The following is a 22,130-nucleotide window of genomic DNA, read 5'->3' on the forward strand; positions in this document are numbered from 1 at the left end:
CGCGCTCACAGTGCCGCGAGCTCCTGGGCCGAGCAGTCCGCGATGCCGAGGGTCGCCGGTGTGCGCAGGGCTGCGGCCCGGTAATCGCGCGCCATCACGATCGAGGCGACCTGGATGACGGCGTCGATCCCCGGGGTCGGCACGCCGAGCTGCTGGCCCAGCTCGGACATGAACACCAGGCCGTAGCCGACGTCTTCGTTGAGGTAGCGATGATCGAGGCGCGGCTGGGCGCCGATGCCCCGGAAGCCGGGCGCCTTGCGATAGCCGGAGCCGTAGTTGGCTTCCAGCATGTAACCCTGGCGCATGCCCATCTCGGGATCCGGCAGGATGGCAAGGCCCAGCTTCCGGCCGATCGCAATGCGCTCCTGGTCGAGCGCTTCGATCAGGCGCCCGACCGAGTCGCTGACACCGTCCTCGTAGAACAGGAAGTTCCCGCCGGTGGTCTCGATGCGGGCGGCGTTGCTCAGGGTCACCGCCGGGTGAATGATCGGGTTGGCATTCTGCAGGCTGGTTTGCAGGACGCTCTGCGCCGGCTCCATGCCCGGGTAAACGTCGCGGATGAGTTCGAGGATGGCGCCCGTGTGCGCGCCGGGGAGCGCGGCCAGCAGGTTGCCTGCCTTGAGCTTGAGGAACACCCGGATCCGGCCCGGCGCGGTGACCCGGACGGCGTAGTGCAGGGTCGAGGTTTCTGCGACGCGGACGGATTCATCCTGCAGGTCCAGCCCGGCAGCGCGCTTGAAGGCGAGGGCGCCGCCGCAGGAACTCGGGCTGACGATGACCGTCTGGCCGGCTTGCAGCTTGCCGGCGACCGCGGCGCCGAAGGGCTCGGTGCTGTAGGCCGGGCCCACCACGTAAACCAGCTCGGCGCCACGCAGCGCCGCGTCGATGTCGTGACCCGAATAGGCGATGGCGCCGAAGCCGGCGATGTCCCCCTCGGCATGGATGCCGCCCTGCGCGGCGATCGCCGCGATGTTGGCCGGAAACTGCTCGAAGTCGAACAGCCGGACCTCGTGCCCGTGCGCCGCGCAGTCGAACGCGACCGCCGTGCCGCCCGCGCCTGCCCCAAGTACGGTGATTCGCATGACTACCTCGTCGCTGGTATCCGTAGGGCCGCCGGGCGTCAGGCCGCCCGGCGCGCAGCGATGAACGACCGTACCATGAGTACGAGCAGCCCGCCGCAGAGCAGGAGCATGCCGAGGTTGACCGTCAGCGCGAGCGGGCTCATCTGCGCCGCCCGGATGCCGAGTGTCGCGGCCGGGGCCAGCGCCCCGAGCAGCGCGACGACCGCGGCGACGTGCATCAGGTGGCGCCGTCCGCCCTCGAAGGCCAGCGCGAGGCCGCCGAGAATCGCGAGCGCGAGGCCGACGTAGGCCGGCAGCAGCGCGGTGCGGCTGCCGGAGAAGAAAAACGCGCCGACTCCGAGGGCGATCAGCAGCGCGGCGAATACTAGGGTCGGTTTGGGCATCGTCGATATCCCCCGGAATAGTTGATGGACGGCGGGACCCGCCGACCTGGCAATGGAAATCCTGTCTCCGGCGCTCAGCGTACCTTATCCATCCAGATGCCGTGCCGCTTGAACCGCTGCGCGGCGGAAAGTGTGCTCGCCGACATGCTCCAGGCGCACCATGTCATTCGCCGGGTCGCGGCTCCCCAGCTCGAGCATTGCCAGGCCGTCTTGCCATGGCACGATCGCCACCTGGCCCCGGATGTTGTCGTAGACGCCCGTGTAACGATCCCAATCCGTGTTGCGGGCGGGCGCCTCGCCCAGTGCCTTGCGGGCTGTGTCGATCGCGGGTGCAACGAGGTCGAAGGCCTTGGCGGCGTAGAAACCCGGCTCCGAGCCGATGCTGTTGGTCAGCACGATAGTGCCGCACCTGGTTCTCGGCTCGAGCCGGAACCCGGTGAAGTAGCCGGGACAACCGCCGCCGTGACGCGCGAGCGTGCGCTCCCCTTCACGCCCGACGCTGAAACCCAGGGCCCAGGTCGTCTCCCAGTCGGGATCGACCCAGTGCACGCACTGCATCTCGCGCAAGGTGGAGGCGCGCACCAGTTCGTCCCCGCTCGCTGTCCATCACGCTTCAGCGCCGTATGGCCGATAGCCATTCGGCCAACGCGCAGTTCGACCGGGATGTCGGTAGAAGTGTCGCTCATGCCGAGCGGGTCGAGCAGGTGCTCACGCATGTAAGCATCAAAGGTCTGGCCGCAGGTGGCCACCACAATTTCGCCGGCCAGGCTCAGCCCGAGGTTGGAGTAACGGAAATGGGGTGCGGCCGGGTACAGCGTCTGCTGCGCGACCGGGTGATCGAGCCGCAGCTTGCCGGCGTCTCGTTGCTGCATCAGCGCCACGCTGGTGAACAGCTTGGAAATCGAGCAGATGCTGTACAGCGCGCGACGAGATGCGCGCAGGACGTCTCGTTGTTCATGGCGGTCCCCGGTCTTGAAGCGGCTTAAACTCGTGTTGCGCTTAAGTTCAATAACCTTTCGCCAAGATAAATCACTCCGGCATTGGACTCGGACCGCGGTGCTATTTATGCTCCGGCAACCCCTGTCGTGCGGTCAATCGGGAGTCGGCCGCCTGGGGAGTTACCGGCTAAGAAACAGCCAACAAAAACCGGAGGAGAATCTCTAATGAGCTTGCAGCTTGCTGTATCGAAAAGTGGTGCAGTCGGGGCTTTGGCCGCGCTGCTGATCGCCGGGACAGGCGTCGGCAGCCCGGCACAGGCCCAGGTCGACCTGATGAACTTCGAGCCGAGTCCCCAGCACCTGGTCATGACCCGGGGGGCCCCCAACAGGCAGCTGCTGACGGCCATCGAGGGCGCCGGCGGGGAAGTGGTATTTCAACACGATCTCGGGATTGTCTTTGTCCGCGGTCTCAGCGACGAGGCGGCCGCCAACCTGTCGGTCGTCCGGGGCGTGACCGACGTCCAGGCCGACGAGTGGTTTGCCGGCGACACGAGTATCGAGTCCGAGGCCCTGGCGTCTTCCCAGGTGTTCAGCCCGGATGACCCGGCAGCGGCGTTCTTCTACCCGCGCCAGTGGCATCTGCAGGCGATTTCCGCCGAACCGGCCTGGGCCGCGGGCCGGACTGGCTCGTCCGATGTGACCGTGGCGATCCTCGACACTGGCATCGACTACGAGCACCTGGACCTACAGGGGCGCGTGGATCTCTCTCGCTCGGTGTCTTTTGTGGGGATCGATGACTTCTTTACCGAGAACCTCTTCCCCGGCCGCGCACTGATCGCCGACCTCCACTTCCACGGCACCCATGTCGCGGCCACTGCGGTATCGAATGGCATCGTGGCAGCCGGCGTGACGTCGAAGCCCACCCTTATGGGCGTGAAGGTCTGCACCTTCACCGATTTCTCCTGCTCTTTCGCGGCGGTGATCTCGGGCATTCTCCATGCCGTGGACAACGGCGCCGACGTGGTCAACCTGAGCCTCGGCGGCGGCTTCCCGAAGGCCGGCAACGGCCGCTTCGTCGGGTTCATCAACAAGGTCTACAATTACGCGCGCAGCAACGGGGCGACGATGGTGGTGGCTGCCGGTAATGCGGCGACCGACCTGGATCGCAATGGCAACATCTTCGCCAGCTACTGTGATGCGCCGGGCGTTATTTGTGTGTCTGCTACCGGCCCTACTGACGCGGATTCCGTGAACGGTCCCTGGACGAACGTGGATGCGCCCGCCGTGTACACGAACTTCGGCCGCTCTTCGATCACCGTGGCGGCCCCCGGCGGTAACACGGGCGGACGGGTCTGGGCCGCATGTAGCACCACCAGCCTGCTGATATCGGTCTGCCGGACGAGCCCCACTTTCGTCGTGGGCGTCTTCGGCACCTCCATGGCGACGCCGCATGTCTCCGGCCTGGCTGCCCTGGTGGTGGAGGATGTGGGGCGCCGGCCCGGTCGCGTGAAGTCTGCCATCCAGCAGGGTGCAGACGACCTCGGGCAGCGTGGCACCGACAAGTTCTACGGCAAGGGCAGGATCAACGTCTCCCGGACTCTTGGCCTGGAGTGACCGCACCCTGGTGTGAGTCGCGACTCTGATGACGGGGGGCGGGCGGACCAGCCTGCCCCCCGTTTTGTTGCTGCAGGGTGGCGATGGTCTTCTCGGTGAGGCGGCGCTGGCGCCTGGCTTCCTGGCCGCTAGAAGCGGTACTCCAGGCTGGCGACGGCGTAGTGCAGCCAGGCGAAATTGTAGACGTCGTCGGTATCGCTGCCGCCTTCCAGCAGCCGGTAGCCGCCGCCGACCCGCCAGCCGGAACCGAGCTCGTAAGTGGCCTTCAGCGCCACGTCGAAAGCGCGGCCGGGCCCGCCCGCCAGGCCGTCGAAGTCCAGCGCCAGCCGCCAGCGGTCGCCCAGGGCGTACTCCCCGTGCAGGTACAGCACCGGAACGAAGCCCAGATCGTCGTCATTGGCCTGGAGCGAGCCCTGTCGCAGGTCGATGTTCGCGTCCCGCACCAGCACCGTCCCGCCGACCCGCCAGCGCCAGGGACCCTGGTCATGGAAGGTGTATCGATACGTGACCCGGTAGGTATTGAACTTGTAGGTGCCCCGGGTCGGACCGGCTGCGAACGTCTCGCCGGCGAACCGGGTCTCCTGCGGCAGGTTGCCCGTGCCGGAGACCTCGAGGGGCGCGACCAGGACGCGTATCCCGTGACGCTCGTTGAAGTCCCAGGTGCCCTCCAGCCGGACGAAGGCATCCGGCCCGTTGCCGATGAGGTCGAGCATGTCGAACCGGGTGCCCGTGTCGCCGGGGATGCGCACGTCGTTACGTGAAAACCAGACCGGCCCGGTTTCGAGCACGAGGGCGCCGGGACTGGCGGAGTCCGCGTCGTCTCCGCCGGCAGCGGCAGCGGCTGCGGGCAGCGGGAAACTCCAGCCCAGGAACGCGAGCAGGGCGACCGTGCAGGACGTGAAGGAACGATGGGTAGTCGGCATGGGGCTGGGAGCCTCGGCAGGGGCCTTGGCGCAAGGATACCAGCAGCACCAGACCTTTTTTGACTGGCCGGGATGCATGTCACCTGGTCGGAATTGTTGGTAGGATCAGGGCCACTTTCCCCAATCTGAGCTGGAACGCCGATGAAACGCCCCCTGCTGCAAGGATTTCTCCTCCTGGTGCTGGCCGCGACCGCAATGCCCGTACTCGCGCATCATGGCTGGGCGGGCAACAGCGCCGGCGAGGTCGAAGTGACGGGCACGGTCGTGACCGGTGTCACCCTGGCCGGTGCGCACGGCACCATGCAGATCAAGGATGCGGACGGGAACATCTGGGACATCACGCTGGCGCCGGGGCCGCGCACCCATCGGGCCGGCCTGCGCGAGAACATCATTCCGGTCGGCGCCGAAGTGACGGTGTTCGGTGAGCGCAACGAGGATCCGGAGGTTTTCGAGGCCAAGGTCCGGCGCGTGGTCTGGCAAGACCAGGTGTTCGACGTCTATCCGCCCGAGTAACGCCGGCCTCCCGGGGCGTTGCCCATGCTCGAGTTGATGGCGTGGCTGGAGACCTCGGCGCTGGCCGAGTTCCTGCGCGGCCTGGGCATCTGGACCTACGGCCTGCTCAACCTGGCCCACATCATCGGCATCAGCAGCCTGTTCGGGGCGGTGCTGTTGCTGGACCTGAAACTGCTGGGTCTCTGGCCCTCGATCCCCGCCGCCAGCCTGATCCGGCCCACGGTGCCGCTGGCCGCGCTCGGCTTCGTGCTGGCCGCAGTCAGCGGCGTCATGATGCTGTCGTTCAATACCACCGAATACCACGGCAACCCGTTCTTGTACGTCAAGCTGCCGGTCATCGTGGTCGGCCTGGTGAATGTCGCGATCATCCAGCGCCTGGCGGCCTGGCGGCGGGCCGCGGCGGGGCTGCCGGCCGAACCCGGCGATGCAAGGACGCTCGCGGTCTTCGGCGGTCTTTCCCTGCTGATCTGGCTGACCGTGATCAGCTGCGGCCGGATGATCGGCTACTGGTAAGTCCCGCCGGGAATGGCGCGGCCTATTCGGCGGCTGCCCCGGCATCGCGCACGCACAGGGCGCGGCCATCATCGAAGATATGGACGGCGTAGTAGGGAAAGCCGCCGTCGAACATGAAGCCCCAGTGATACATCTCCGGCCGTCCGGCGATCTCCTCGCCGTCCTCCGCCGGACGATCGACCAGCGACACGCTGCTCCACAAGCAACAGCCGCCGATGACGAAGGGACTGCGGATACCTTCGCCGCCTTCGGCTGCGGCGTCGTGGAGCCCCTCCAGCTCCGCCAGCGTCGGCAAGCGCCAGTCATCATGGCCGGCCAGCGAGAGTGCGGCACAGTATTCCACCGCCTCGGGCCAGGTGATGTCTTCGCCGTTGGTCGCCGGCGCCCATTCCAGGCCGTCGCTCGCGACCGTCCCGGCTGCAGCACCCTCGTCGACTTCAGCGTGGATCGGCATGGCGATCGAAGCGCCGATCGACACCGCAATCGAGGCGGCGATCACCGGCAGGATTCCGATAGACGAAGTTTGAAAAGGAATGCGCATGACGGTGCTCCGGTCGATGGCCACGATTTGCCGTTGGTAGTATATAGGTGGTTCGGTTTACGCAGGCCCTGTCGGACACTTCGGCCGTTCTTCTCGCGTTATTGCCCGACGCACACACCGGGAGTAACCCATGCGAACCCTTCAACCGGCTGCAATCGGCAGCTTGCTCCTCAATTTCTTGCTGGCGTCGCCGGCCAGTGCTTCGAGCGAATACGCGCAATGGCTGGAAGATGCCTGGCCGGCAGAGGGTCCGGGCGCGGCCGCGATGGTGGTGAGAAACGGCGACGTGCTGTTTCGCTCTGCCTCGGGAATGGCGGACATGGAGCTGGGCGTAGCGCTGACTCCGGATCACGTGTTCCGCATCGGGTCGATCAGCAAGCAGTTCACGGCGGCGGCCATCCTGCTGCTGGAGGAGCAGGGCAAGCTGAGCGTCACGGACGACATCAGGAAGTTTCTCCCCGACTACCCCACGCACGGTCACGAAATACGGCTCGAGCACCTGCTGACGCATACCTCGGGCATATCCAATTACACCAGCATTCCCGGCTATTGGGAGGGCGGCGCGATCCGTAAGGACGTTTCCACCGCAGAGCTGATCGCGGTTTTCTCGGGCTTGCCGATGGACTTCGCGCCCGGCGAGGCTTTTCGCTATTCGAACTCCGGTTACGTGCTGCTCGGGGCCATCATCGAGAAGGTCTCGGGCATGTCCTACGCGGACTTCATGCAGACCGCCATCTTCGACACGTTGGCATTGAACAAGACCTGCCATGGCGGACTGCAGATCATCCCGGGCCGGGCAAAGGGCTATCAGGGCGAGGCGGGCGAGTACCAGAATGCCGATTTCATCAGCATGACCCAGCCGCACGGGGCCGGAGCCCTGCTGTCCACGGTGGACGACCTCGCAAGATGGTCGGCGGCCCTGTTCGGCGGTGCCTTGCTGTCCCAAGAATCGCTCGAAAAGATGACGACTGACTTCCAGCTGAATAACGGCGAGCGTATCGGGTACGGCTTTGGCCTCACCGTGGGCGAGCGATTCGGCGAGCGGGAAATCACCCACGACGGAGGCATTCACGGCTTTTCGACCAGCGGTATCTGGCTGCCGGAGCGGAAGATCTATGCCGTGGTCCTGTCGAACAACCAGGACAGCCGCGCCACCAGCTATGTCGCCGCCCGGATGGCCTTTGATGCTGCGGGTGCCGACTACCCGCGCTTCACCGCGGTTGAGGTGGATCCCGCGCGGCTCGCCGATTACCAGGGCGTTTACCGCATCGGTGACGAGGACAGCCGCAGCGTCGTGCTCGAGGAAGGCCGGCTGTACACCCAGCGTACCGGCGGCCCCCGCCTGCGAATCGCCGCGGCCGGCGGCGACCGGTTCTTCTATCTGGAAAGCTTCAGCTACCTGGATTTCGTGCGCGACTCCAGCGGACGCGTCGTGGCGATGGAAATGCACCACGGCGGCGCGCCCGAGGCGGAACGGGCCGAGCGGATCAGCGATGAGGTCCCGGTCGAATAGCTAGCTGCCGGGCAAGTCTTCTCGGACCGGAAAGGCTGCTGGTGCATCAGCCAGTCCCCTTCAACGCCGGAACAGCCACAACAACAGCGTCAGGATGAGCGACACCAGCAGGCCCGTGGCGAGCGGGAAGTACAAAGTGAAGCCGTCGCGCCTGATCACGAAGTCGCCGGGCAGCCGGCCAAGCGGCAGCTTCGACAGCCACGGCCAGAGCAGGCCGACTAGGAGGATCACCAGGCCGAGAATGATCAGGAATCTCTGCATCTTCAAGACACGCCCCATTTGCTGCTCGAGCCTAAAGGCCCTTGACCTTTCTCGATCCGCCACCGCCGCCATCTCGGTTGCCGGTCCCGCTACAGCACGAAACGCCCCCTGAAGTGTCGACCGGATTTACACTTTGCCTCAACCTCGGGTCAGCGGGAGCGGATAACTAATTGATTATAAAGGATAACCGTAAACTGGCGCGTATCTTGCATTAATCCTTGCAAGATTTACCGGACTCTCGTGCCCACTATGGGCAAAGCACTGAAACTAAGGAACAAGCGATGCGTCATTTACTCAAGATCGTGATTGCGGCTGCGGCGACCATGGCTTTCTCCGCCGTCGCCCAGGCGGCTCCCATCACCATCAACGGTGCCGATTTCACCAACGGGACGAACAACCAGGTCATCGGCGGCATCACGTGGTCCTCCGCGCCCGGCAATTTCCAGACCAAGACCGTGGACGGCTTTACCGGGGTGGGGATCATGGGCGGCAGCACCAACGACGAGATCGATATCGGCGAGACGCTGACCGGTACTTCCGCGAACCCGTTCGCCATCAAGTCGATCACGCTTGGGGTGCTGTTTGACGGTCCGGAGTTCAATGACGTCAACGAAGTCGCCAAGATTACCTTCGACGGCGGGTACATCTTGCTGACCGCAACCGGTCAAACGGACGCAACGCTGACCAATGCGCCCGACGGAACTTCGGTGACCTCTCTCTCTGCGGCGACGAGTAACGGTGGCGGGGTGTGGCGTATCGACTTCGCGTCCTACCTGTCGCCCGTCACTTCCGTCAGCTTCACTGCGTTGAATGGGGATTGCGGTAATCACAGCACGGGTAACTGCTCTAACCAGTCGGACTTCACCCTGGTCCAGATGGTCGCGAAGCCGGTGCCCGAGCCGGCCAGCCTGGCGCTGCTGGGCCTCGGCCTCGCCGGTATCGGGCTGGCGCGCCGCCGCCGCCGCTGAATCGACCTCCGGGTCGGCATCCGGCGCTAGCGCCGTCCGCGGGACCTGCCCCGGACGGAGAGACGCAGAGAAAAAGGGCGACCACCATGGTCGCCCTTTTTCTATGCTGTTGCCCATGCACTTAAGGGATTCCCAATCCCTTCGCCTCCCGGCATGAAATCCCTTGAGCCCATCACAATTGGCACAGCCGATACAACCACGTCATGATGGGCTTGGTTGCCGGGGCAGCGCGCTGAGCATGCCAGAGAGTGTTAAGGTCCCAGGGCCGGCTCAACGCGAGGAGACTCCGATGCTGAAACCCAGTTGGTCCGCCAGGTTGCTGGCGCTGAGCGTGCTGCTCGGGCTCGGCACGGCCTGTTCGACAACACCAGAGCACGACCCCGCAGCGGCCGGCAAGACGATGGATTCGCTCGTGACGGCCGAGTGGCTGGCGGCGCATCTCGACGACCCAGACCTGGTGGTGATCGACTGCACGGTGCTCGTCCAGCCCGACGGCAGCGGCGGCTTGAGCATGCTCAGCGGCCGGGACGCCTACGAGGACGGCCATATTCCCACGGCCGGGTTCGCCGACCTGATGGGGGAACTGTCCGATACGGAGAGTCCGCTGGGGTTCGCGGTGCCTTCGCCTGAGCAGTTTGCCGCCGCCATGCAGGCCCTCGGAGTCAGCGACGACTCCCGGGTCGTGCTCTACGACGACGGTCGAACCGCGTGGGCGGCGAGGGTCTGGTGGATGCTGCGCTGGATCGGGTTCGACGAGGCCGCATTGCTCGATGGCGGACTCGCTGCGTGGACCGCCGAGGGTTACCCGTTATCGACCGAACCCGCCGCCCGGCCGGCGGGGACGTTGACGATTGCCCTGCGACCGGAACTCATCGCCGACCAGGAGGAAGTGCTTGCGGCGGTCGGTAATGACGCGGTGCAAATCATGGACGCAATGCCCGCGGCGCATTACCGCGGCGAGATGGCAATGTACGCGCGGCCGGGGCATATCCCCACCGCCACGAACGTGCCGATGACGTCCCTCGTCGACGAGACCGGGCGCTTCCGGTCCCGGGAGGAACTGGAGGCGCTGCTCGCGGGCGACCGTGACGCCCGTTCGATCACCTATTGCGGCGGCGGTATTGCCGCGTCGGCCAATGCCTTCATCATGACCCGGCTCGGGTACAAGGACGTGGCCGTCTACGCCGCTTCGCTGCAGGAATGGGCGGCGGACGAATCCCTGCCGATGGAGGTGGCGCCGGACGCGGAGACGAACGGCAACTAGCGCCCGGCATCCCGGCTGCGTGCCGCATCCAGCGCCTCGACCAGGGTTGCATCCCCGGTGGGGTCGTTCTCGACGGCGCATTGCCAGGCGGCGACGGCCTGGGCGCGGCGCTCCAGCGCGTCGAGGGCGCGCCCCTGCCAGCCACAGGTGTAGCTGAGGTAATAGCGGGCCAGGGCCATGTCCGGGGAGCGGCCGAGGATCCACCGGAGCAGCTCGGTGGACTGGTCATACCAAGGCAGCGCGTCGTCGTGTTTCGCCTGGCGGCTGGCGAGCTCGCCGAGGTTCGTGTAGGTGCCGGCCAGCTTCAGGCGGTAGTCGAGCACCGCCGGGTGGTCCATGACCAGCGCCGCCTTGAGTTCGCGGGACCGGTCGTAGGCCGCGGCGGAGGCCTCGTAGTCCTCCCGCAGCATCTCGATGCCGCCCAGGTTCTCGTAGGCGGCGCTGAGGCTGATGCGCGTCTCCGGGTTGGCGGGCTGGCGGGGCAGCAGGGCCTCGCCGTGGTCGACGCCGAGCCGGGCCGTGTCCCGGCCCGCCTCCAGCTGCCCCGTGCGGCCATACAGCGCCGAGAGGTTGATGGCGCTGTATATCACCAGGCTCTGGTATTCCAGGTTGTCCGGATCCGCCAGCACGAGCTCCTGGCGCAGTCGCAACGCTTCCCGTAACCGGGTTTCGGCGTCGGCCGTCCGGCCCTGCGTTTCGATCCACTGGCCGTAGTTGTCGAGCAGGCTGGCGAGGGCGGAGCGGCGGAAGAGGTCGTCGCTGTGCCACAGGTCGAGCGCCTCCATGCGCTCGAGGGCCTCCGCGTAAGCTGCGCCAGCCTCCGGATTGCCGCGGTCCGCCAGCACCAGCCCGAGTGCGCTCACCATGTTCGCCAGGTTGAAAGCATGCAGCTCGTCTTGCGGCTCCCCGGCGAGCAACTGCGCGGTGTTATCGATCGCGAGGCGGATCTCCGCTTCGGCTACGTCGAGGTCACCCATGACGCGGCTGATGTTCGCGAGGCGGTGGTGCGCATGCGCGAGTTCCGTCGTGATCTCCTGGCCTTCCTGCCGGGCCGCGAAGTCCTGGTAGAACTCGCGGGCGGTCTCGAGCAATTGGCGCCGCAGCGTCGTCAGGCCGCCGGTCTTGAGCTCCGGGTTCTCCGCGACGCGGGTCAGGTAGCGGTCGACCGCGTCGCGCGCCAGGTCGAAGTTGGCCTCGGCCTTGGCGCGTTGCACGTCCGCCTCGATGCGCGCGAACCAGGCGCTGGCCGCGAGCAACGACGTGATGCCCATCCCCACGACCGCGGCCGCGGCTACGGCCGCGAGCCGCCGCTGCCGGCGCTGGGCTTCGCGCTGGCGCAGCGTGTCGAAGCCCACGCCCAGGATGCCGGCGACGATCTTCAGCAGCGCCGCCTGCTTGCCGTCCTTGCCCGGGCGCAGGTCCGCCGCGATCAGCTCGGTGCGCTCCGGGGTCAGCTCGCCGGCGGCATCGACCGTGTAGCGGAGGGCCTCGGGAAAACATTCCTCGTCGGCCCCTTCCGGCTGGTCGGAGGCCCAGGGCTCGCCGGCGACGATCATGGCCAGGACCCGCTGTGCCTTGCCAAGGGCCTTGAAGCTGCGGATTTCCTCGTTCACCCAGCGGGAACGGGCGGCGGCGGGGGAACAAATGACGACCAGCGTCGCGGAGGCCGCGAGGGCCGCCTGGATCTCGTCACTCAGGCTGGACGCGGAGGGCAGTTCGTCCCGGTCGAGGAAGACCTTGCCCAGGCGCTCCGGGATGGGCCCGAAGCGTGCTTCGCTGCCGACCAGCCGCCGCGGCACTTGCCAGCGTTCCAGTGCCCGCTGCAGCCAGACGGCGTGGCGCTCGTCGGCGTGGCTGTAGGAAATGAACGCGCAAAAGGCGGGCGCGTCCCGCGGGGGCAGCTTGAGCGCCATGGTGCCGAGCCTCCTGACTTCGTGAGCGCTGATCCTAGCAAGTTGGGGCGCTCTATACTCCCAGCCGGGCCCACACGGATCGGTGCATGCCAGGATGAACCCGGCCAGTCGTTGCTTAACAGTGCTGTTCCTTCTGCCGCTGGCGCTGCTCGCGGCGGCCGCGCAGGCGGAGATCGAAGTCGGTGACATGCCGCCGGACCTGCTGGGCGAGACTCCCAAAGGCGAAGTGATCCGGATCAGCGAGCATCGCGGCAAGGTGATGGTGGTCAGCTTCTGGGCGTCCTGGTGTCCGCGATGTCACGAGCAGTTCCCCGCGCTCGACCTGCTGCAGCAGCACGTCGACCCCGACCGGCTGCGGGTGGTCCTGGTCAATTTCAAGGAACACCCCCGTGTCTATCGGGACATCGTCCGGGAAACGCGCAAGTCCCCGGTCACCTGGACGCATGACCGCGATGGCACCGTGTCGGAGGCCTACGGCGTGAACTCGGTGCCCCGGACCTTCCTGATCGACAAGTCGGGCCGGGTGGCGATGGTTCGCTACGGCTACTCCGAGTCCGGCATCCAGAAGCTCTTCGAGGCCATTGACGTGGTGCTCGCCGAGCCGGCCGTAATCCCCTCGTTTAACTGACATGGTCGCCCTTTTTTTTCTTGAATCGCTGACCGCGGCCGACGCGAGCAAATGAACGCGAAGAATTACTGGCTTTTCTGCCTGCTGCTGGCGCTGCCGTTCGAGCTTGCGGCGGCGGAGCTGGAGTTGGCCGGCGGCACCACCTTCGACCGCTACGAAACCCTGCATGAAAGTGGCGTGGCCAACCTGAACCTGGTCACCAACCCGCAAGGACGTTTTCCCACCGAATGGTCCATCGGCGTCCTTCTCGCGCAGGACAAGAACCCGTCCTATCTCGACAATGACGAAGCCACGGTGTGGCTGGGGATCGCCAAGCGGGCCCGCTGGAAAGGGCTGTTCGTCGGTTTGGGCGTCGTGGTCGTCGACCAGACCAACCAGCGGCTCAGTTCCCATGTCAACTTCAAAACCTCCGCCGGATTTCACCTCGGGCAACTGGTGCTCCAGGTGCAGCACATCTCCAACGGCGGGCTGAAGGGTGAGAACGACGGAGACAGCCTGGTCACTCTTGGCGTCAGGTTTCCGCTCAAGCCTTGACTGAACGGTCGGGCAAGATTTTGCCGCCGCGCGCTTTCAACTCGGCCTCGATCGCCGCGCACCGCCGGCGCCAAGCTGCGCTATCACTTCGGCAGGTAGCGCTACCTATTGCGGCAGGCCGGGCGTCCGCCAGAGCCAGTCTTCCCCGTCCACGAAGGACAGGTGCCGGAAACCTTCCCGGTCGGCCGGCTTCAGTCCCTTGGTGACCGCGGCGCGATCCAGCATGTCCTGCGGCGGAGGGAGCAGGCGGCGGCCGAAACCGGGCAGCAGCGTGCGCAGGTAGCGCTCGGGATCCGCCTGCAGGGCGACGACCGTACTCGCGCACAAGGCGGTGCCGAAGCTGGCGGCGAGCGTTTGCATCCGTGCGGCGCAGTTCAGCGGGTAGCCGACGAAATCCACTTCGCTGGCGGCGCTGAGGTGAGGCTCGAGCTGGATCCGGATCGCCTCGCCAATGGAGATCCCCACGCCGTAGCCTTTCGGCGCGGCATACGGCAGCGACTGGGCGAGGGCGGCGTAGCCCTGGTGCAGGGCGAAGGTGGCGTCCAGCGCGCTGGCGAGGCAGCGCGGCAGGTCCTCATCGCTCTCCTGTTCCCAGAGCAGCGCGAAGCCGTCGCCGAGAAACTTCTGGAAGGGCTGCTGGTAGTCGTCGCAGAGCTGCATGACATAGCCGAACTGCAGCTTGACCAGGTCCGCCACATGGTCGAGCGGCTGCGTCTCGCTCCAGTTGGAAAAGCCCCGCATGTCCGCGAACATCGCCACGATGCGTGAACGGGCGCCGAAGCGCTGGTGGCTGTGGGTCGCCAGGGCTAATGCCGAGGTTCTCTTGTACATGTGGCCTGAAGCCTTGTGCAGGTGCAATGACCAGCGTTCATGGATACCACCATCCGGCCGTCACGCCAAGCGGACGGTTTCCCCGCACGGCGATGTTGCCGATAATGCCCGGACTTTGAGCCAGGCGGAATCAACCCCATGAGCGAGTTCGAGTTCTTATCCGTCCTGGTCTCGATCATCTTCGGCTTCGGGCTCACTCATATCCTGCGAGGCTCCGTCAGCCAGGTCTTCCGCAAGCAGGCCCTGGATCTCCGTCTTTCGTATGCCGCGTTCTTTGTCGTCGTTCTCGTCCTGAACTGGTGGGTGTTTTTCAGCTGGCGGAACAACGAGGTCTGGAGCTTCGAGATTTTCCTGGTGCTGGTGCTCTGGGCGATATCCCACTACGCCGTGGCCATTACGTTGTATCGACCCGATGACCGGGAATCGGACAGCCGGTTCGAACTGCACCTGTTCCTGCTGGCGTTCGTCGTGACGGGGTTGTTCGACATCGCGCAGACGGCGATGCGAGGAAACCTTTTCGAGCCCTGGTACTACCTGCCTTTCGTCGGCCACTACATCGTGCTGTCAGGCGCGGGGTACCTCATCAAGTCGGCCGTCTTCCACCGTTTCCTGAGCACCTGGTTCCTGGTCTCCATCCTGGCCTGGGCGCTCGTGGTGAGGAGGTTTCTTGCGTGATTCGGGGCGTGCTTGTCGACTGCGAGGAGGGCTCCATGCCGCGCATCATCAATATCCTGGACTATCCCGGCGGGCTCGAGCCGGCCGTGGACTACATCCACCGCCAGTGGGGCGACGAGGACAATCACGCCTTCTACCTCGACTGCGCCCGGCATTCTTCCCGTGGGCCGGAGGGTCTGCCCCGGTTCTACGTGCTGGTTGAAGACGACCGCATCATCGGCTGCTGCGCCCTGCTGGTGAGTGACTTCCTGAGCCGCCAGGATCTCTGGCCCTGGCTGGGCTGCCTGTACGTCGAGCCCGGGTGGCGGGGCCGGCGGCTGAGCGGGGCCTTGATGGAGCATGCGAGGGCCGAGGCGAGACGCGCAGGCTTCAGCAGGCTGTTCCTCAGCACCACCCATGACGGGCTGTACGAGAAGTTCGGCTGGAACCGCGTGGAGGATGGTTACAACAGCGATGGCGATCGTTTCCGGATTTACCAGATCGCGACCAGCGAAGGCTCCTAGTGGCTGTGGACCGGGCGCGTGGTGGAGCGGCCACCGGAAGGGGTTGCCTGTACTCCTCCGATCGCAACTCGAGAGGCTGCTTAGGTTGCTCCGCAGGGCCATCGAGCAGGCGGGAGACCGCGGGCGCGATACTGTCCTATGACTTGGCAGCACTGCGAACCTCGCGCCCGGCGATGCAGGGGCGGCTCTCGTTTGAGCCCGGGCGTTGGCCCTGCTGTATGCGCCGGACGGACGGCGAACGCGCGCGTACTGCCGTTCCATAGCGCATGGGGAGCATGCCAGCGCACAACTCGATTCGACTTGGGCAGCAAGGTCGCGAGGATCATCGAGATCATCACCGTGACGAATTCGAACAGGCTCATTCCCTCGCTCCAAATAAAGGCCCGGTGAAACGATGCCGGTCCCGTTCTCTCGCCGATGGCTCGAGGGCGAAGCTGGAACCAAGGGGATCTTCAGGGCCCTTCATTGCCCCGCGGACTCGTCCGAACCGAAGCTGCTCGAGATCAGGTCAAGCCCATCCCCCCTGAGGAGGGATGGGCAGCGGGCCTGGAAAACTCAGAACGCGAACCGCAGGCCCACGTTCCAGAAGGTGATCTTGCCGAACTCGTAGCCGGTGACCAGCGCCATGTCGGGCCGGAAGTACCAGCGGCCGTTCAGGGCGAGCAGGATGTCGGAGTCGAAGGCATCGGAGCCCTCGCCAACGACCTCGCCGACCGAGGTGTAGCGCACGTGGCCCTGCAGGTGGAGCGCCGGCGTCGCCGCCCAGAGCATGCCGATCTCGCCGCCAATACCGCTGTCGTCGACGTCGGCGTCGAGATCGAAACCGGCGACCTTCACGTCCTTGAACTCGATGTTGTCAAAGCTGAGGCGGCCGTAAAAGCTCATCGTGGGCGAGAACGGGTAGGCATAGCCGACGCCGAGCCGCCAGCGCACCACGTCGTAATCGCCCTCGACGGTGTCGATGCCGTCGCTGACCTCGAGCTCCTGGCCGGTCAGGGCATAATCACCGAACAGGTGCATATTCTCGCGGAACTCCCACGCGCCGCCGATGAAGGCGCCGCCGCCGGCATCGGACTCGACGTCGAGGGTGCCGTTGTCCGTGAAGGCGTCGGACTCCTCCACGTCGTTGACGAAGCCGGCGATGAAGCCGCCCTCGAGGTAGGTGAAGCCGAGATCCTGGGCCCCCGCAGCCGCCGGCGCGCCCAGCGCGGCCGTCACGGCAAGTGCGAGCATCTTGTGACGAGTGGACATACATCACCCCTGTTTGGGAACTGGCAAATGCTGCCGGCCATCACGGCCGGGACTGTGGGGAACGGTTTTGTGACCGATTTTCCGCGTTGCACAAACAACTCTACTCCGGGGGCAGACCGGCGACAAGAAGCCCAGTGGCCCTTCGCTCAAGGTGTTGCAGTTGATCGAGCGGAAGGGACTGGAGGCGGTGATTTAGCCTTGGCGCGCAACTAAAGCGGTTCCCGGATTCCCCGCAGCTGGCTGACCGTCGCCGTGAATCCGGCGGCGAGCACATGCCGGTGAACGAAAACTTAACGCGAGTTCCTGTATCCCCGGGGGAGCAGGCAGTTTCCCCAATAGAATACGAGGCTCAACTGACCACCGCGGGCGCCAGCAGTACTTCCCTGACCAGGTAGCCCGTGTAGCCCAGGTAAGAGGCCAGCAGCAAGGCGCCCGCGACGCGATTGATGCCGCCGCGGCCGCGGAAGCCGTAGCCGATGAGGAACAGCGCCAGGGTCAGCGAAGCCATGACCATCATGTCCCGGGTGAAGACCTCCGGCCCCACGGCCAGCGGATGAATCGTGCCGGCGATCCCTACCACGGCCAGGGTGTTGAACAGGTTGGAACCGATGATGTTGCCGAGCGCGATATCGTGTTCGCCTTTCCGGGCGGCAATAATCGACGCCGCCAGTTCGGGCAGCGAAGTGCCCACCGCGATGACGGTCAGGCCGATGATCAGGTCGCTGACGCCGAAGCCATGCGCGATCTCCACGGCGCCCCAGACGAGGATGCGGGAACTGACCACCAGGAGCGCGAGTCCGACGACCAGCCAGAAGACGGCACGGCGCACGGGCATGGCCCGAGCCTCGAGTTCCTGCTCAATGTCCTGCCCCAACGTGTCCGCCTTGGTCTTCAAGCCCTGCCAGATGGCCCAGCCCATCAATCCCACGAACACGGCCAGCAGCCCGACCGCCTCCGGACGGGTGATCTCGCCGTCCCAGAGTTGCCAGGCCGCCAGGGCCGTGACACCCATTAGGATCGGCAGTTCCTTGTGCAGGACCTCCGATTGGACGGCAATCGGGGCGATCAGGGCCGTTGCCCCGAGAACCAGCGCGATGTTGGTGATGTTCGAGCCATAGGCGTTACCCAGCGCGATGCCGGGATTGCCTTGCGAGGCGGCCAGGATCGACACCATGATCTCGGGGGCCGAAGTGCCGAACCCCACGATCACCATGCCGATCAGGAGCGGCGGCGTGTCGTAATGGTGGGCGATGGAAGCCGCGCCCTCGACGAAGCGATCGGCGCTCCAGACCAGGAGCACCAGGCAAAGGACGACCGCGATAAACGCGAGCGTCATACCCGGATAAAGGGGTCTACCGGGCCCACTTGATCTGGAACTCGATCTCCTCTTCGCCGTCCGAGCGCTCGTGCTCGATGGTGAACTCGGCCCGCACCGGTACATAGATGCGCTCGCCATCAATCTGGATGTCGAAACGCTCGCCGTTCTCGATGGCATCGGCCAGGCGCCGCAGCTTGGCTACGAAGTCCGCCTTCGGGTAGCCCTTTTCGACATCTCTTTCCGGCTTGGTGGTCATGTGTCCTCCGCGGGGTGGGCAAAGGTTGGGGTGAGGTTCATACGAGGGTCATTACGAGCAGCCAGACTACGACCAGCCCGACCGCGAAATCGTTCCGTCCCGGCGTGCGCCAGAGCGCGCCGAACAGGAACAGGTTGTAAGGCACGGGAGCGAAATGCAGCGCAACTGCCAGGGCCGAGGGCGCGCCCTGGGTGACCGCCGCCAGCGCCAGCATGGTCGCGATCAGGTTCACCAGGGTGCCCATGCCGATGATATCCCGCCACAGGAGCTGCGGGAAAGGTACTCGGCCGTGCCAGCGGCGGGAGAAATAGTTGCCCGGATGCCCCTCGGTCACGGCGTCGAACTCATCATGGGGTAGTGTCGCTCTTCAGTTACACGGCGTACGGAAGCTTGGCATTTCGGGTCGGGGTCGGAATCGGGCGATGAGTACGAATCGTCGCTCCCGGCATGGGTATGAATATTCCAGGAAATAGCCTTATCAGGACTCTTCTGGGCGGAGCGCCCGGTGGGCGGCGGTTCGGTGGAAGGCTCGGAGTTTTTCGCCCATGGTCTTGTTCTTGCGGAGGTGCGCGCCGAGGTCCAGGTCCCGGAAATCGGATCGGGTCATGGCAAGGGTTGCCAGGGCGTCCCACATGGCGGTCTTGACTTCGGTGGCGGCGAGAAGGGCTTCGAGTTCGACCACGCGGGAGAGGTCGGAGTAGGTGAACAGGCTGTCGTTGAGCTTGAAGCGGCCCGCCTTCTCCGCGCCCCAGGCGGCGAAGTTTTTGAGCGGAGAATCAGAGGCTTTGATTCGGCGGAGCATTTCCTTGAGAGTCTTTCGCTCCGCTTCCAGCATCGGGATGATCCCGGCCAGGAATTCGCCCAGTTCGCCCTCGGGGTTGCTGTTCCTGGCCCGTTTGGCCAGTTCCAGCACGGCAAGCGTTAGGGCGGCATGGTCGGCGAGGTAGGTCTTGAGGTGGTTGGGCATGAGCAGGCCTGGATGCAGACAAGAAGAATAATGAGGATAGCTGAAGCGCGTAGCCCTACCCGGCCAGTGTGAACGCGGCGGGCCAGGACCATTGTTGCTCCAATGGAGGTTGGAGATGGCGACGAAAAAGCGTAAGAGCAGGATCCCGGGCAAGAGCCTGCGAGAGGACGCCCGCGTCAGCCAGGCGGTCATCTGACCTCGATCTAATCCCATCCCATGAACATCGGCCACCGGGCTTCGCTGCAATATTCGTTCGCCTTCGGCTCGAGGGCGAACCTGGAATAAGGATTGACGAAGCCTCCCTAGTGATGGCGATGGCGCAGGGCCTTTGGGTCCTGACCAGCGGTCCTTGTCCGAATCGCCATGCTGGGAGCTATTCCCCGTCCGAGAGCTGGAATACGTCCTCCACGGGAACCTCGAAATGGCGCGCGATCTTCAGCGCTATCACCGTCGATGGCACGAACCGTCCGACCTCGATAGTACTGATGGTCTTGCGCGAGACCCCGATGGCGCGGGCCAGATCGGCCTGGCTCATCCGGTGCTCGGCGCGAAACACTCGGATGCGGTTGTGGAGGGCGCTCAAGAGGCTTCGTCCGAAGGGTCGGGCTCGTCGCTGGCCAGCATCATCAGACCAAAATAGGTCAGGCTGAGCACCACCAGCATGAACGCTGTCACGATCTCGCCTGCGTAAACCAACGGCAACTGCACTACACCAAGTATGCCTGCGCCTTTGAACAGGCTGTCGAACTGGGTCAGAACGACGAAGGTCGCCGCCCAGGAAGCCGCCAGCGCTTTCCGCAGCGTGGTCGCCGAGTAACTGTCCTCGTCGGGTGCCGGTTTGCCAGATTTCGCCTTGCGTGCGACGGCGACTGAGAGCAGCACGACGACCACGGCCAGCGCGCCCTTGGCGGCCCAATCCAGCACCGTGAGCAGCATTGAATCCACGCCGGCATCGGCCAGCGCATCGAGCAAAAGGAGCGCTGCGAAGGGCAGGGCCCCGGTAGCCATCAGCGTGTTGATTCGGTCAAGCAATTCGGCGCGGTTGGGTTGATCATTCAAGATGGACTCTCCTGTGCATGCGTATCCAAAGTTGTTGCGAACTTGCTGTTCAGATAGGAACCTCAACTTTACAAGAGGATACCCAAAGGTGTCAATATGAGGCGAAAAAGTCCCAATCGTCAGTTGTGGAGATAGCTAGAGAACGACTGATGGCGTGGGAGACCGCCTGGCAAGAGATCGCGGCGCATCTGGGAGCTTCCCAGGGTCCCTGCCTCCCTCTCGGGCGGGCGCCGCCCCGCCGATGTAAACTGGGGGGCATGGCGCAGGGTGTCTCTCAGGTTTTCTCCCGAGCGTGACCAAGCCATAGCCAGTCGTGCTAACGGCGGACAAGAGCACGGTGAGCGACGCGAGCTACCGGCCTCCCGCGCATCGATGACGTAAAGCGAAACGGGCTCGCAGGAGCCCGTCCACCAAGCGCTTTAAAGCTGTGACTTGAAGTAGTTATAGGATTGCTTGAGAGCCTTGGTGACGTTTTCGACCTCGTCGACCATTTTCTCCCAGGTGCGCTCAGAAGCTGACTTGAGCTCATCGAGCTTGGCCGTCGCCTGGTTTACCTGCACGCGCAACTTGGCGACCTGCTCGTCGTATTTCTTCTCGACAGCGTCGTTGGCCTCCTTGGCCTTGCGTTCGAGTTCGTCGATGTTCTGGTTCATCTCGTCAATCTGCTGCTTCATTCTGGCAGCGTATTCGTCTCGCTTGGACATCATGTCCCTCCTGTACAGATCCAAAATGCATCGCAGCCGGGGTTGGCCACAATGGCGGGGTCACCGGAATCGGGGCGCCACCATCGATATTACGCGCCCTCCGTGGCTGGTTTACAACACGAGCGGGCCTTCCCTGAAGTTGTTGAACCTGATCGAGCGGAAGGGGCTGGAGGCGGTGATCTGACCTCGATCTAATCCCATCACAGGGTTGATGATGACTTTCTAAAAAGGTGGGAGACGAATCACGATGATGACATTAGCGGTAAAACTGGCCTTGACCGGGGCCCTGGTCTTTTTTATGTCGGGCCTACTGACGGGCGTCTGGAAATATCGCTGCATCATGGCGAGCGCCGAGGCCACGGCGCCCTACTATGTGGACATCGCCCACCGGGCTTCGCTGCAATATTCGTTCGCCTCTGTCCTGCTGGCGGTCCTCGCCGGTTACAGCGTCTTTCCCGAGGCCGTGAATGCGGCGGCCATGATTGCGGTGCTGTTCTTCTTCGCCTTCGCCATCATCACCTACCTGATCCACGGCTATCTTCGGGACACGGACAACCAGTTGCGTCAGCCCCATGTGCTCGGGAAATCGGTGATCGCCGGAGGCATGATGCGCCTCTCCATGAGACTGCTGATTCTGGGCGAGATTGGCGGTAGCGTGGTCATCGGCCTGGGCGCGATGATGGGGATTTGGGGCGGCTGAAGACGGCATTCTCGTCGAGTCGGTGGGCGAGCTTCCTGGCCGGGGATCCGCCCCAGGCTTCCAGCTTCCCAGGATTCCAGCGTCCCAGCGTCCCAGGGCTCAGCCCGGTCGCCCCGGCTATGGAGACACCAAGGGATTCCAATCCCCTCGCCTCCCGGCACTGAGCGGTCATTTCGATCCTGTTTGTGCCAGTCTGAAAATCGACGCACTCAAGCCGTGCGCGGTAGTATCGGATGCCGCCGGAAGAGGCCATCGATTTGGGAGATTCGGATCGATTC

Annotated in this window: 28 protein-coding genes; 12 read left to right on the plus strand and 16 right to left on the minus strand. The window is 64.8% G+C overall.

The window, feature by feature from the left end; all coding sequences use genetic code 11:
• Positions 1 to 5: 5 nt before the first annotated feature.
• From G6N75_RS06740 to G6N75_RS15290, 3 genes are all read right to left on the minus strand, one after another.
• Entirely contained in the window at positions 6 to 1,082 is a 1,077-nt protein-coding gene (locus G6N75_RS06740) for an NAD/NADP octopine/nopaline dehydrogenase family protein (RefSeq protein WP_165347587.1), read from the minus strand.
• A gap of 38 nt (positions 1,083 to 1,120) precedes the next feature.
• Positions 1,121 to 1,465 carry a hypothetical protein gene (locus tag G6N75_RS06745; protein WP_165347588.1) on the minus strand — a complete coding sequence of 115 codons (345 nt, stop codon included), beginning with the start codon at positions 1,463 to 1,465 and terminating at the stop codon, positions 1,121 to 1,123.
• 84 nt (positions 1,466 to 1,549) lie between these two features.
• Complete coding sequence (locus tag G6N75_RS15290; RefSeq protein ID WP_240900984.1) at positions 1,550 to 2,047, minus strand: hypothetical protein; 498 nt, start codon at positions 2,045 to 2,047, stop codon at positions 1,550 to 1,552.
• A 41-nt stretch (positions 2,048 to 2,088) separates the two neighbouring features.
• Between G6N75_RS15290 and G6N75_RS15295 the strand changes: the two genes are divergently transcribed.
• A complete protein-coding gene (locus tag G6N75_RS15295) occupies positions 2,089 to 2,451 on the plus strand; it encodes a hypothetical protein (protein ID WP_240900985.1) in 363 nt (120 codons plus the stop codon).
• A gap of 177 nt (positions 2,452 to 2,628) precedes the next feature.
• Entirely contained in the window at positions 2,629 to 4,017 is a 1,389-nt protein-coding gene (locus tag G6N75_RS06760) for a S8 family serine peptidase (RefSeq protein ID WP_165347591.1), read from the plus strand.
• 128 nt (positions 4,018 to 4,145) lie between these two features.
• On the opposite strand, the gene G6N75_RS06765 is transcribed toward G6N75_RS06760, so the two are convergent.
• Positions 4,146 to 4,940, minus strand: a complete 795-nt coding sequence (locus G6N75_RS06765; RefSeq protein ID WP_165347592.1) for a hypothetical protein — start codon at positions 4,938 to 4,940, stop codon at positions 4,146 to 4,148.
• Positions 4,941 to 5,081: 141 nt separating this feature from the next.
• Here G6N75_RS06765 and G6N75_RS06770 point away from each other — a divergent pair, with 141 nt between their 5' ends.
• Both G6N75_RS06770 and G6N75_RS06775 read left to right on the plus strand, forming a co-directional pair.
• A complete protein-coding gene (locus G6N75_RS06770; RefSeq protein WP_165347593.1) occupies positions 5,082 to 5,453 on the plus strand; it encodes a hypothetical protein in 372 nt (123 codons plus the stop codon).
• 24 nt (positions 5,454 to 5,477) lie between these two features.
• Entirely contained in the window at positions 5,478 to 5,966 is a 489-nt protein-coding gene (locus G6N75_RS06775; protein WP_165347594.1) for a DUF6644 family protein, read from the plus strand.
• Between the two features lie 22 nt (positions 5,967 to 5,988).
• Here the strand turns inward: G6N75_RS06775 and G6N75_RS06780 are convergent, their stop codons facing one another.
• The gene (locus G6N75_RS06780) at positions 5,989 to 6,531 is read right to left on the minus strand and encodes a DUF1566 domain-containing protein (protein ID WP_165347595.1); all 543 of its coding nucleotides are present in this window, start codon (positions 6,529 to 6,531) and stop codon (positions 5,989 to 5,991) included.
• A gap of 106 nt (positions 6,532 to 6,637) precedes the next feature.
• Here G6N75_RS06780 and G6N75_RS06785 point away from each other — a divergent pair, with 106 nt between their 5' ends.
• Positions 6,638 to 8,020 (plus strand): serine hydrolase, encoded by a 1,383-nt coding sequence (locus G6N75_RS06785; RefSeq protein ID WP_165347596.1) that lies wholly within the window; start codon positions 6,638 to 6,640, stop codon positions 8,018 to 8,020.
• Between the two features lie 60 nt (positions 8,021 to 8,080).
• On the opposite strand, the gene G6N75_RS06790 is transcribed toward G6N75_RS06785, so the two are convergent.
• A complete protein-coding gene (locus G6N75_RS06790) occupies positions 8,081 to 8,281 on the minus strand; it encodes a DUF2905 domain-containing protein (RefSeq protein ID WP_165347597.1) in 201 nt (66 codons plus the stop codon).
• A gap of 281 nt (positions 8,282 to 8,562) precedes the next feature.
• Between G6N75_RS06790 and G6N75_RS06795 the strand changes: the two genes are divergently transcribed.
• The gene (locus G6N75_RS06795; RefSeq protein WP_165347598.1) at positions 8,563 to 9,249 is read left to right on the plus strand and encodes a PEP-CTERM sorting domain-containing protein; all 687 of its coding nucleotides are present in this window, start codon (positions 8,563 to 8,565) and stop codon (positions 9,247 to 9,249) included.
• Between the two features lie 289 nt (positions 9,250 to 9,538).
• Positions 9,539 to 10,513: a sulfurtransferase gene (locus tag G6N75_RS06800; RefSeq protein WP_206202980.1), complete on the plus strand. Its 975-nt coding sequence runs from the start codon at positions 9,539 to 9,541 to the stop codon at positions 10,511 to 10,513.
• Here the strand turns inward: G6N75_RS06800 and G6N75_RS06805 are convergent.
• A complete protein-coding gene (locus G6N75_RS06805; RefSeq protein ID WP_165347599.1) occupies positions 10,510 to 12,426 on the minus strand; it encodes a toll/interleukin-1 receptor domain-containing protein in 1,917 nt (638 codons plus the stop codon). The two genes, G6N75_RS06800 and G6N75_RS06805, sit on opposite strands and share 4 nt — an antisense overlap.
• Positions 12,427 to 12,547: 121 nt before the next feature.
• Here G6N75_RS06805 and G6N75_RS06810 point away from each other — a divergent pair, with 121 nt between their 5' ends.
• Positions 12,548 to 13,054: a TlpA disulfide reductase family protein gene (locus G6N75_RS06810; RefSeq protein WP_165347600.1), complete on the plus strand. Its 507-nt coding sequence runs from the start codon at positions 12,548 to 12,550 to the stop codon at positions 13,052 to 13,054.
• A gap of 51 nt (positions 13,055 to 13,105) precedes the next feature.
• Complete coding sequence (locus G6N75_RS06815) at positions 13,106 to 13,588, plus strand: acyloxyacyl hydrolase (protein WP_165347601.1); 483 nt, start codon at positions 13,106 to 13,108, stop codon at positions 13,586 to 13,588.
• Positions 13,589 to 13,693: 105 nt separating this feature from the next.
• Here G6N75_RS06815 and G6N75_RS06820 read toward each other — a convergent pair whose 3' ends face one another.
• Complete coding sequence (locus tag G6N75_RS06820; RefSeq protein ID WP_165347602.1) at positions 13,694 to 14,419, minus strand: hypothetical protein; 726 nt, start codon at positions 14,417 to 14,419, stop codon at positions 13,694 to 13,696.
• Between the two features lie 138 nt (positions 14,420 to 14,557).
• On the opposite strand from G6N75_RS06820, the gene G6N75_RS06825 reads away from it, so the two are divergent.
• The gene (locus G6N75_RS06825; RefSeq protein ID WP_165347603.1) at positions 14,558 to 15,094 is read left to right on the plus strand and encodes a hypothetical protein; all 537 of its coding nucleotides are present in this window, start codon (positions 14,558 to 14,560) and stop codon (positions 15,092 to 15,094) included.
• A gap of 35 nt (positions 15,095 to 15,129) precedes the next feature.
• On the plus strand, positions 15,130 to 15,597 hold the full coding sequence (locus G6N75_RS06830; RefSeq protein ID WP_165347604.1) for a GNAT family N-acetyltransferase: 468 nt from the start codon (positions 15,130 to 15,132) through the stop codon (positions 15,595 to 15,597).
• A gap of 555 nt (positions 15,598 to 16,152) precedes the next feature.
• On the opposite strand, the gene G6N75_RS06835 is transcribed toward G6N75_RS06830, so the two are convergent.
• From G6N75_RS06835 to G6N75_RS06870, 8 genes are all read right to left on the minus strand, one after another.
• Positions 16,153 to 16,848, minus strand: coding sequence for an outer membrane beta-barrel protein (locus G6N75_RS06835; protein WP_165347605.1), 696 nt, complete (start codon positions 16,846 to 16,848; stop codon positions 16,153 to 16,155).
• Positions 16,849 to 17,197: 349 nt separating this feature from the next.
• On the minus strand, positions 17,198 to 18,184 hold the full coding sequence (locus tag G6N75_RS06840; RefSeq protein ID WP_165347606.1) for a calcium/sodium antiporter: 987 nt from the start codon (positions 18,182 to 18,184) through the stop codon (positions 17,198 to 17,200).
• 16 nt (positions 18,185 to 18,200) lie between these two features.
• Positions 18,201 to 18,422: an amphi-Trp domain-containing protein gene (locus G6N75_RS06845; protein WP_165347607.1), complete on the minus strand. Its 222-nt coding sequence runs from the start codon at positions 18,420 to 18,422 to the stop codon at positions 18,201 to 18,203.
• A 37-nt stretch (positions 18,423 to 18,459) separates the two neighbouring features.
• Positions 18,460 to 18,756: a hypothetical protein gene (locus tag G6N75_RS06850; protein WP_165347608.1), complete on the minus strand. Its 297-nt coding sequence runs from the start codon at positions 18,754 to 18,756 to the stop codon at positions 18,460 to 18,462.
• A 144-nt stretch (positions 18,757 to 18,900) separates the two neighbouring features.
• Complete coding sequence (locus G6N75_RS06855) at positions 18,901 to 19,389, minus strand: hypothetical protein (protein ID WP_165347609.1); 489 nt, start codon at positions 19,387 to 19,389, stop codon at positions 18,901 to 18,903.
• A 373-nt stretch (positions 19,390 to 19,762) separates the two neighbouring features.
• Positions 19,763 to 19,972 carry a helix-turn-helix transcriptional regulator gene (locus G6N75_RS06860; RefSeq protein ID WP_165347610.1) on the minus strand — a complete coding sequence of 70 codons (210 nt, stop codon included), beginning with the start codon at positions 19,970 to 19,972 and terminating at the stop codon, positions 19,763 to 19,765.
• Positions 19,969 to 20,448 carry a hypothetical protein gene (locus tag G6N75_RS06865; RefSeq protein WP_165347611.1) on the minus strand — a complete coding sequence of 160 codons (480 nt, stop codon included), beginning with the start codon at positions 20,446 to 20,448 and terminating at the stop codon, positions 19,969 to 19,971. The genes G6N75_RS06860 and G6N75_RS06865 overlap by 4 nt, the downstream gene beginning before the upstream one ends.
• 419 nt (positions 20,449 to 20,867) lie before the next feature.
• Positions 20,868 to 21,152, minus strand: coding sequence for a CDK5 domain-containing protein (locus tag G6N75_RS06870; RefSeq protein ID WP_165347612.1), 285 nt, complete (start codon positions 21,150 to 21,152; stop codon positions 20,868 to 20,870).
• A gap of 247 nt (positions 21,153 to 21,399) precedes the next feature.
• Between G6N75_RS06870 and G6N75_RS06875 the strand changes: the two genes are divergently transcribed.
• Positions 21,400 to 21,852 carry a hypothetical protein gene (locus tag G6N75_RS06875; protein WP_206202981.1) on the plus strand — a complete coding sequence of 151 codons (453 nt, stop codon included), beginning with the start codon at positions 21,400 to 21,402 and terminating at the stop codon, positions 21,850 to 21,852.
• Positions 21,853 to 22,130: the final 278 nt, after the last annotated feature.

The organism is Thioalkalivibrio sp. XN8, assembly GCF_011058255.1.
Taxonomy (GTDB): domain Bacteria; phylum Pseudomonadota; class Gammaproteobacteria; order Steroidobacterales; family XN24; genus XN24.

Coding starts and splice junctions, on each gene's coding strand:
- G6N75_RS06765 (WP_165347592.1), bottom strand. CDS start 4,940: ATGCCGACTACCCATCGTTCCTTCACGTCCTGCACGGTCGCCCTGCTC.
- G6N75_RS06805 (WP_165347599.1), bottom strand. CDS start 12,426: ATGGCGCTCAAGCTGCCCCCGCGGGACGCGCCCGCCTTTTGCGCGTTC.
- G6N75_RS06855 (WP_165347609.1), bottom strand. CDS start 19,389: ATGCCCAACCACCTCAAGACCTACCTCGCCGACCATGCCGCCCTAACG.
- G6N75_RS06760 (WP_165347591.1), top strand. CDS start 2,629: ATGAGCTTGCAGCTTGCTGTATCGAAAAGTGGTGCAGTCGGGGCTTTG.
- G6N75_RS06740 (WP_165347587.1), bottom strand. CDS start 1,082: ATGCGAATCACCGTACTTGGGGCAGGCGCGGGCGGCACGGCGGTCGCG.
- G6N75_RS06745 (WP_165347588.1), bottom strand. CDS start 1,465: ATGCCCAAACCGACCCTAGTATTCGCCGCGCTGCTGATCGCCCTCGGA.
- G6N75_RS15295 (WP_240900985.1), top strand. CDS start 2,089: ATGGCCGATAGCCATTCGGCCAACGCGCAGTTCGACCGGGATGTCGGT.
- G6N75_RS06790 (WP_165347597.1), bottom strand. CDS start 8,281: ATGCAGAGATTCCTGATCATTCTCGGCCTGGTGATCCTCCTAGTCGGC.
- G6N75_RS06800 (WP_206202980.1), top strand. CDS start 9,539: ATGCTGAAACCCAGTTGGTCCGCCAGGTTGCTGGCGCTGAGCGTGCTG.
- G6N75_RS06785 (WP_165347596.1), top strand. CDS start 6,638: ATGCGAACCCTTCAACCGGCTGCAATCGGCAGCTTGCTCCTCAATTTC.
- G6N75_RS06795 (WP_165347598.1), top strand. CDS start 8,563: ATGCGTCATTTACTCAAGATCGTGATTGCGGCTGCGGCGACCATGGCT.
- G6N75_RS06845 (WP_165347607.1), bottom strand. CDS start 18,422: ATGACCACCAAGCCGGAAAGAGATGTCGAAAAGGGCTACCCGAAGGCG.
- G6N75_RS06770 (WP_165347593.1), top strand. CDS start 5,082: ATGAAACGCCCCCTGCTGCAAGGATTTCTCCTCCTGGTGCTGGCCGCG.
- G6N75_RS06840 (WP_165347606.1), bottom strand. CDS start 18,184: ATGACGCTCGCGTTTATCGCGGTCGTCCTTTGCCTGGTGCTCCTGGTC.
- G6N75_RS06835 (WP_165347605.1), bottom strand. CDS start 16,848: ATGTCCACTCGTCACAAGATGCTCGCACTTGCCGTGACGGCCGCGCTG.
- G6N75_RS06830 (WP_165347604.1), top strand. CDS start 15,130: ATGCCGCGCATCATCAATATCCTGGACTATCCCGGCGGGCTCGAGCCG.
- G6N75_RS06875 (WP_206202981.1), top strand. CDS start 21,400: ATGATGACATTAGCGGTAAAACTGGCCTTGACCGGGGCCCTGGTCTTT.
- G6N75_RS06870 (WP_165347612.1), bottom strand. CDS start 21,152: ATGTCCAAGCGAGACGAATACGCTGCCAGAATGAAGCAGCAGATTGAC.
- G6N75_RS06825 (WP_165347603.1), top strand. CDS start 14,558: ATGAGCGAGTTCGAGTTCTTATCCGTCCTGGTCTCGATCATCTTCGGC.
- G6N75_RS06775 (WP_165347594.1), top strand. CDS start 5,478: ATGCTCGAGTTGATGGCGTGGCTGGAGACCTCGGCGCTGGCCGAGTTC.
- G6N75_RS06820 (WP_165347602.1), bottom strand. CDS start 14,419: ATGTACAAGAGAACCTCGGCATTAGCCCTGGCGACCCACAGCCACCAG.
- G6N75_RS06815 (WP_165347601.1), top strand. CDS start 13,106: ATGAACGCGAAGAATTACTGGCTTTTCTGCCTGCTGCTGGCGCTGCCG.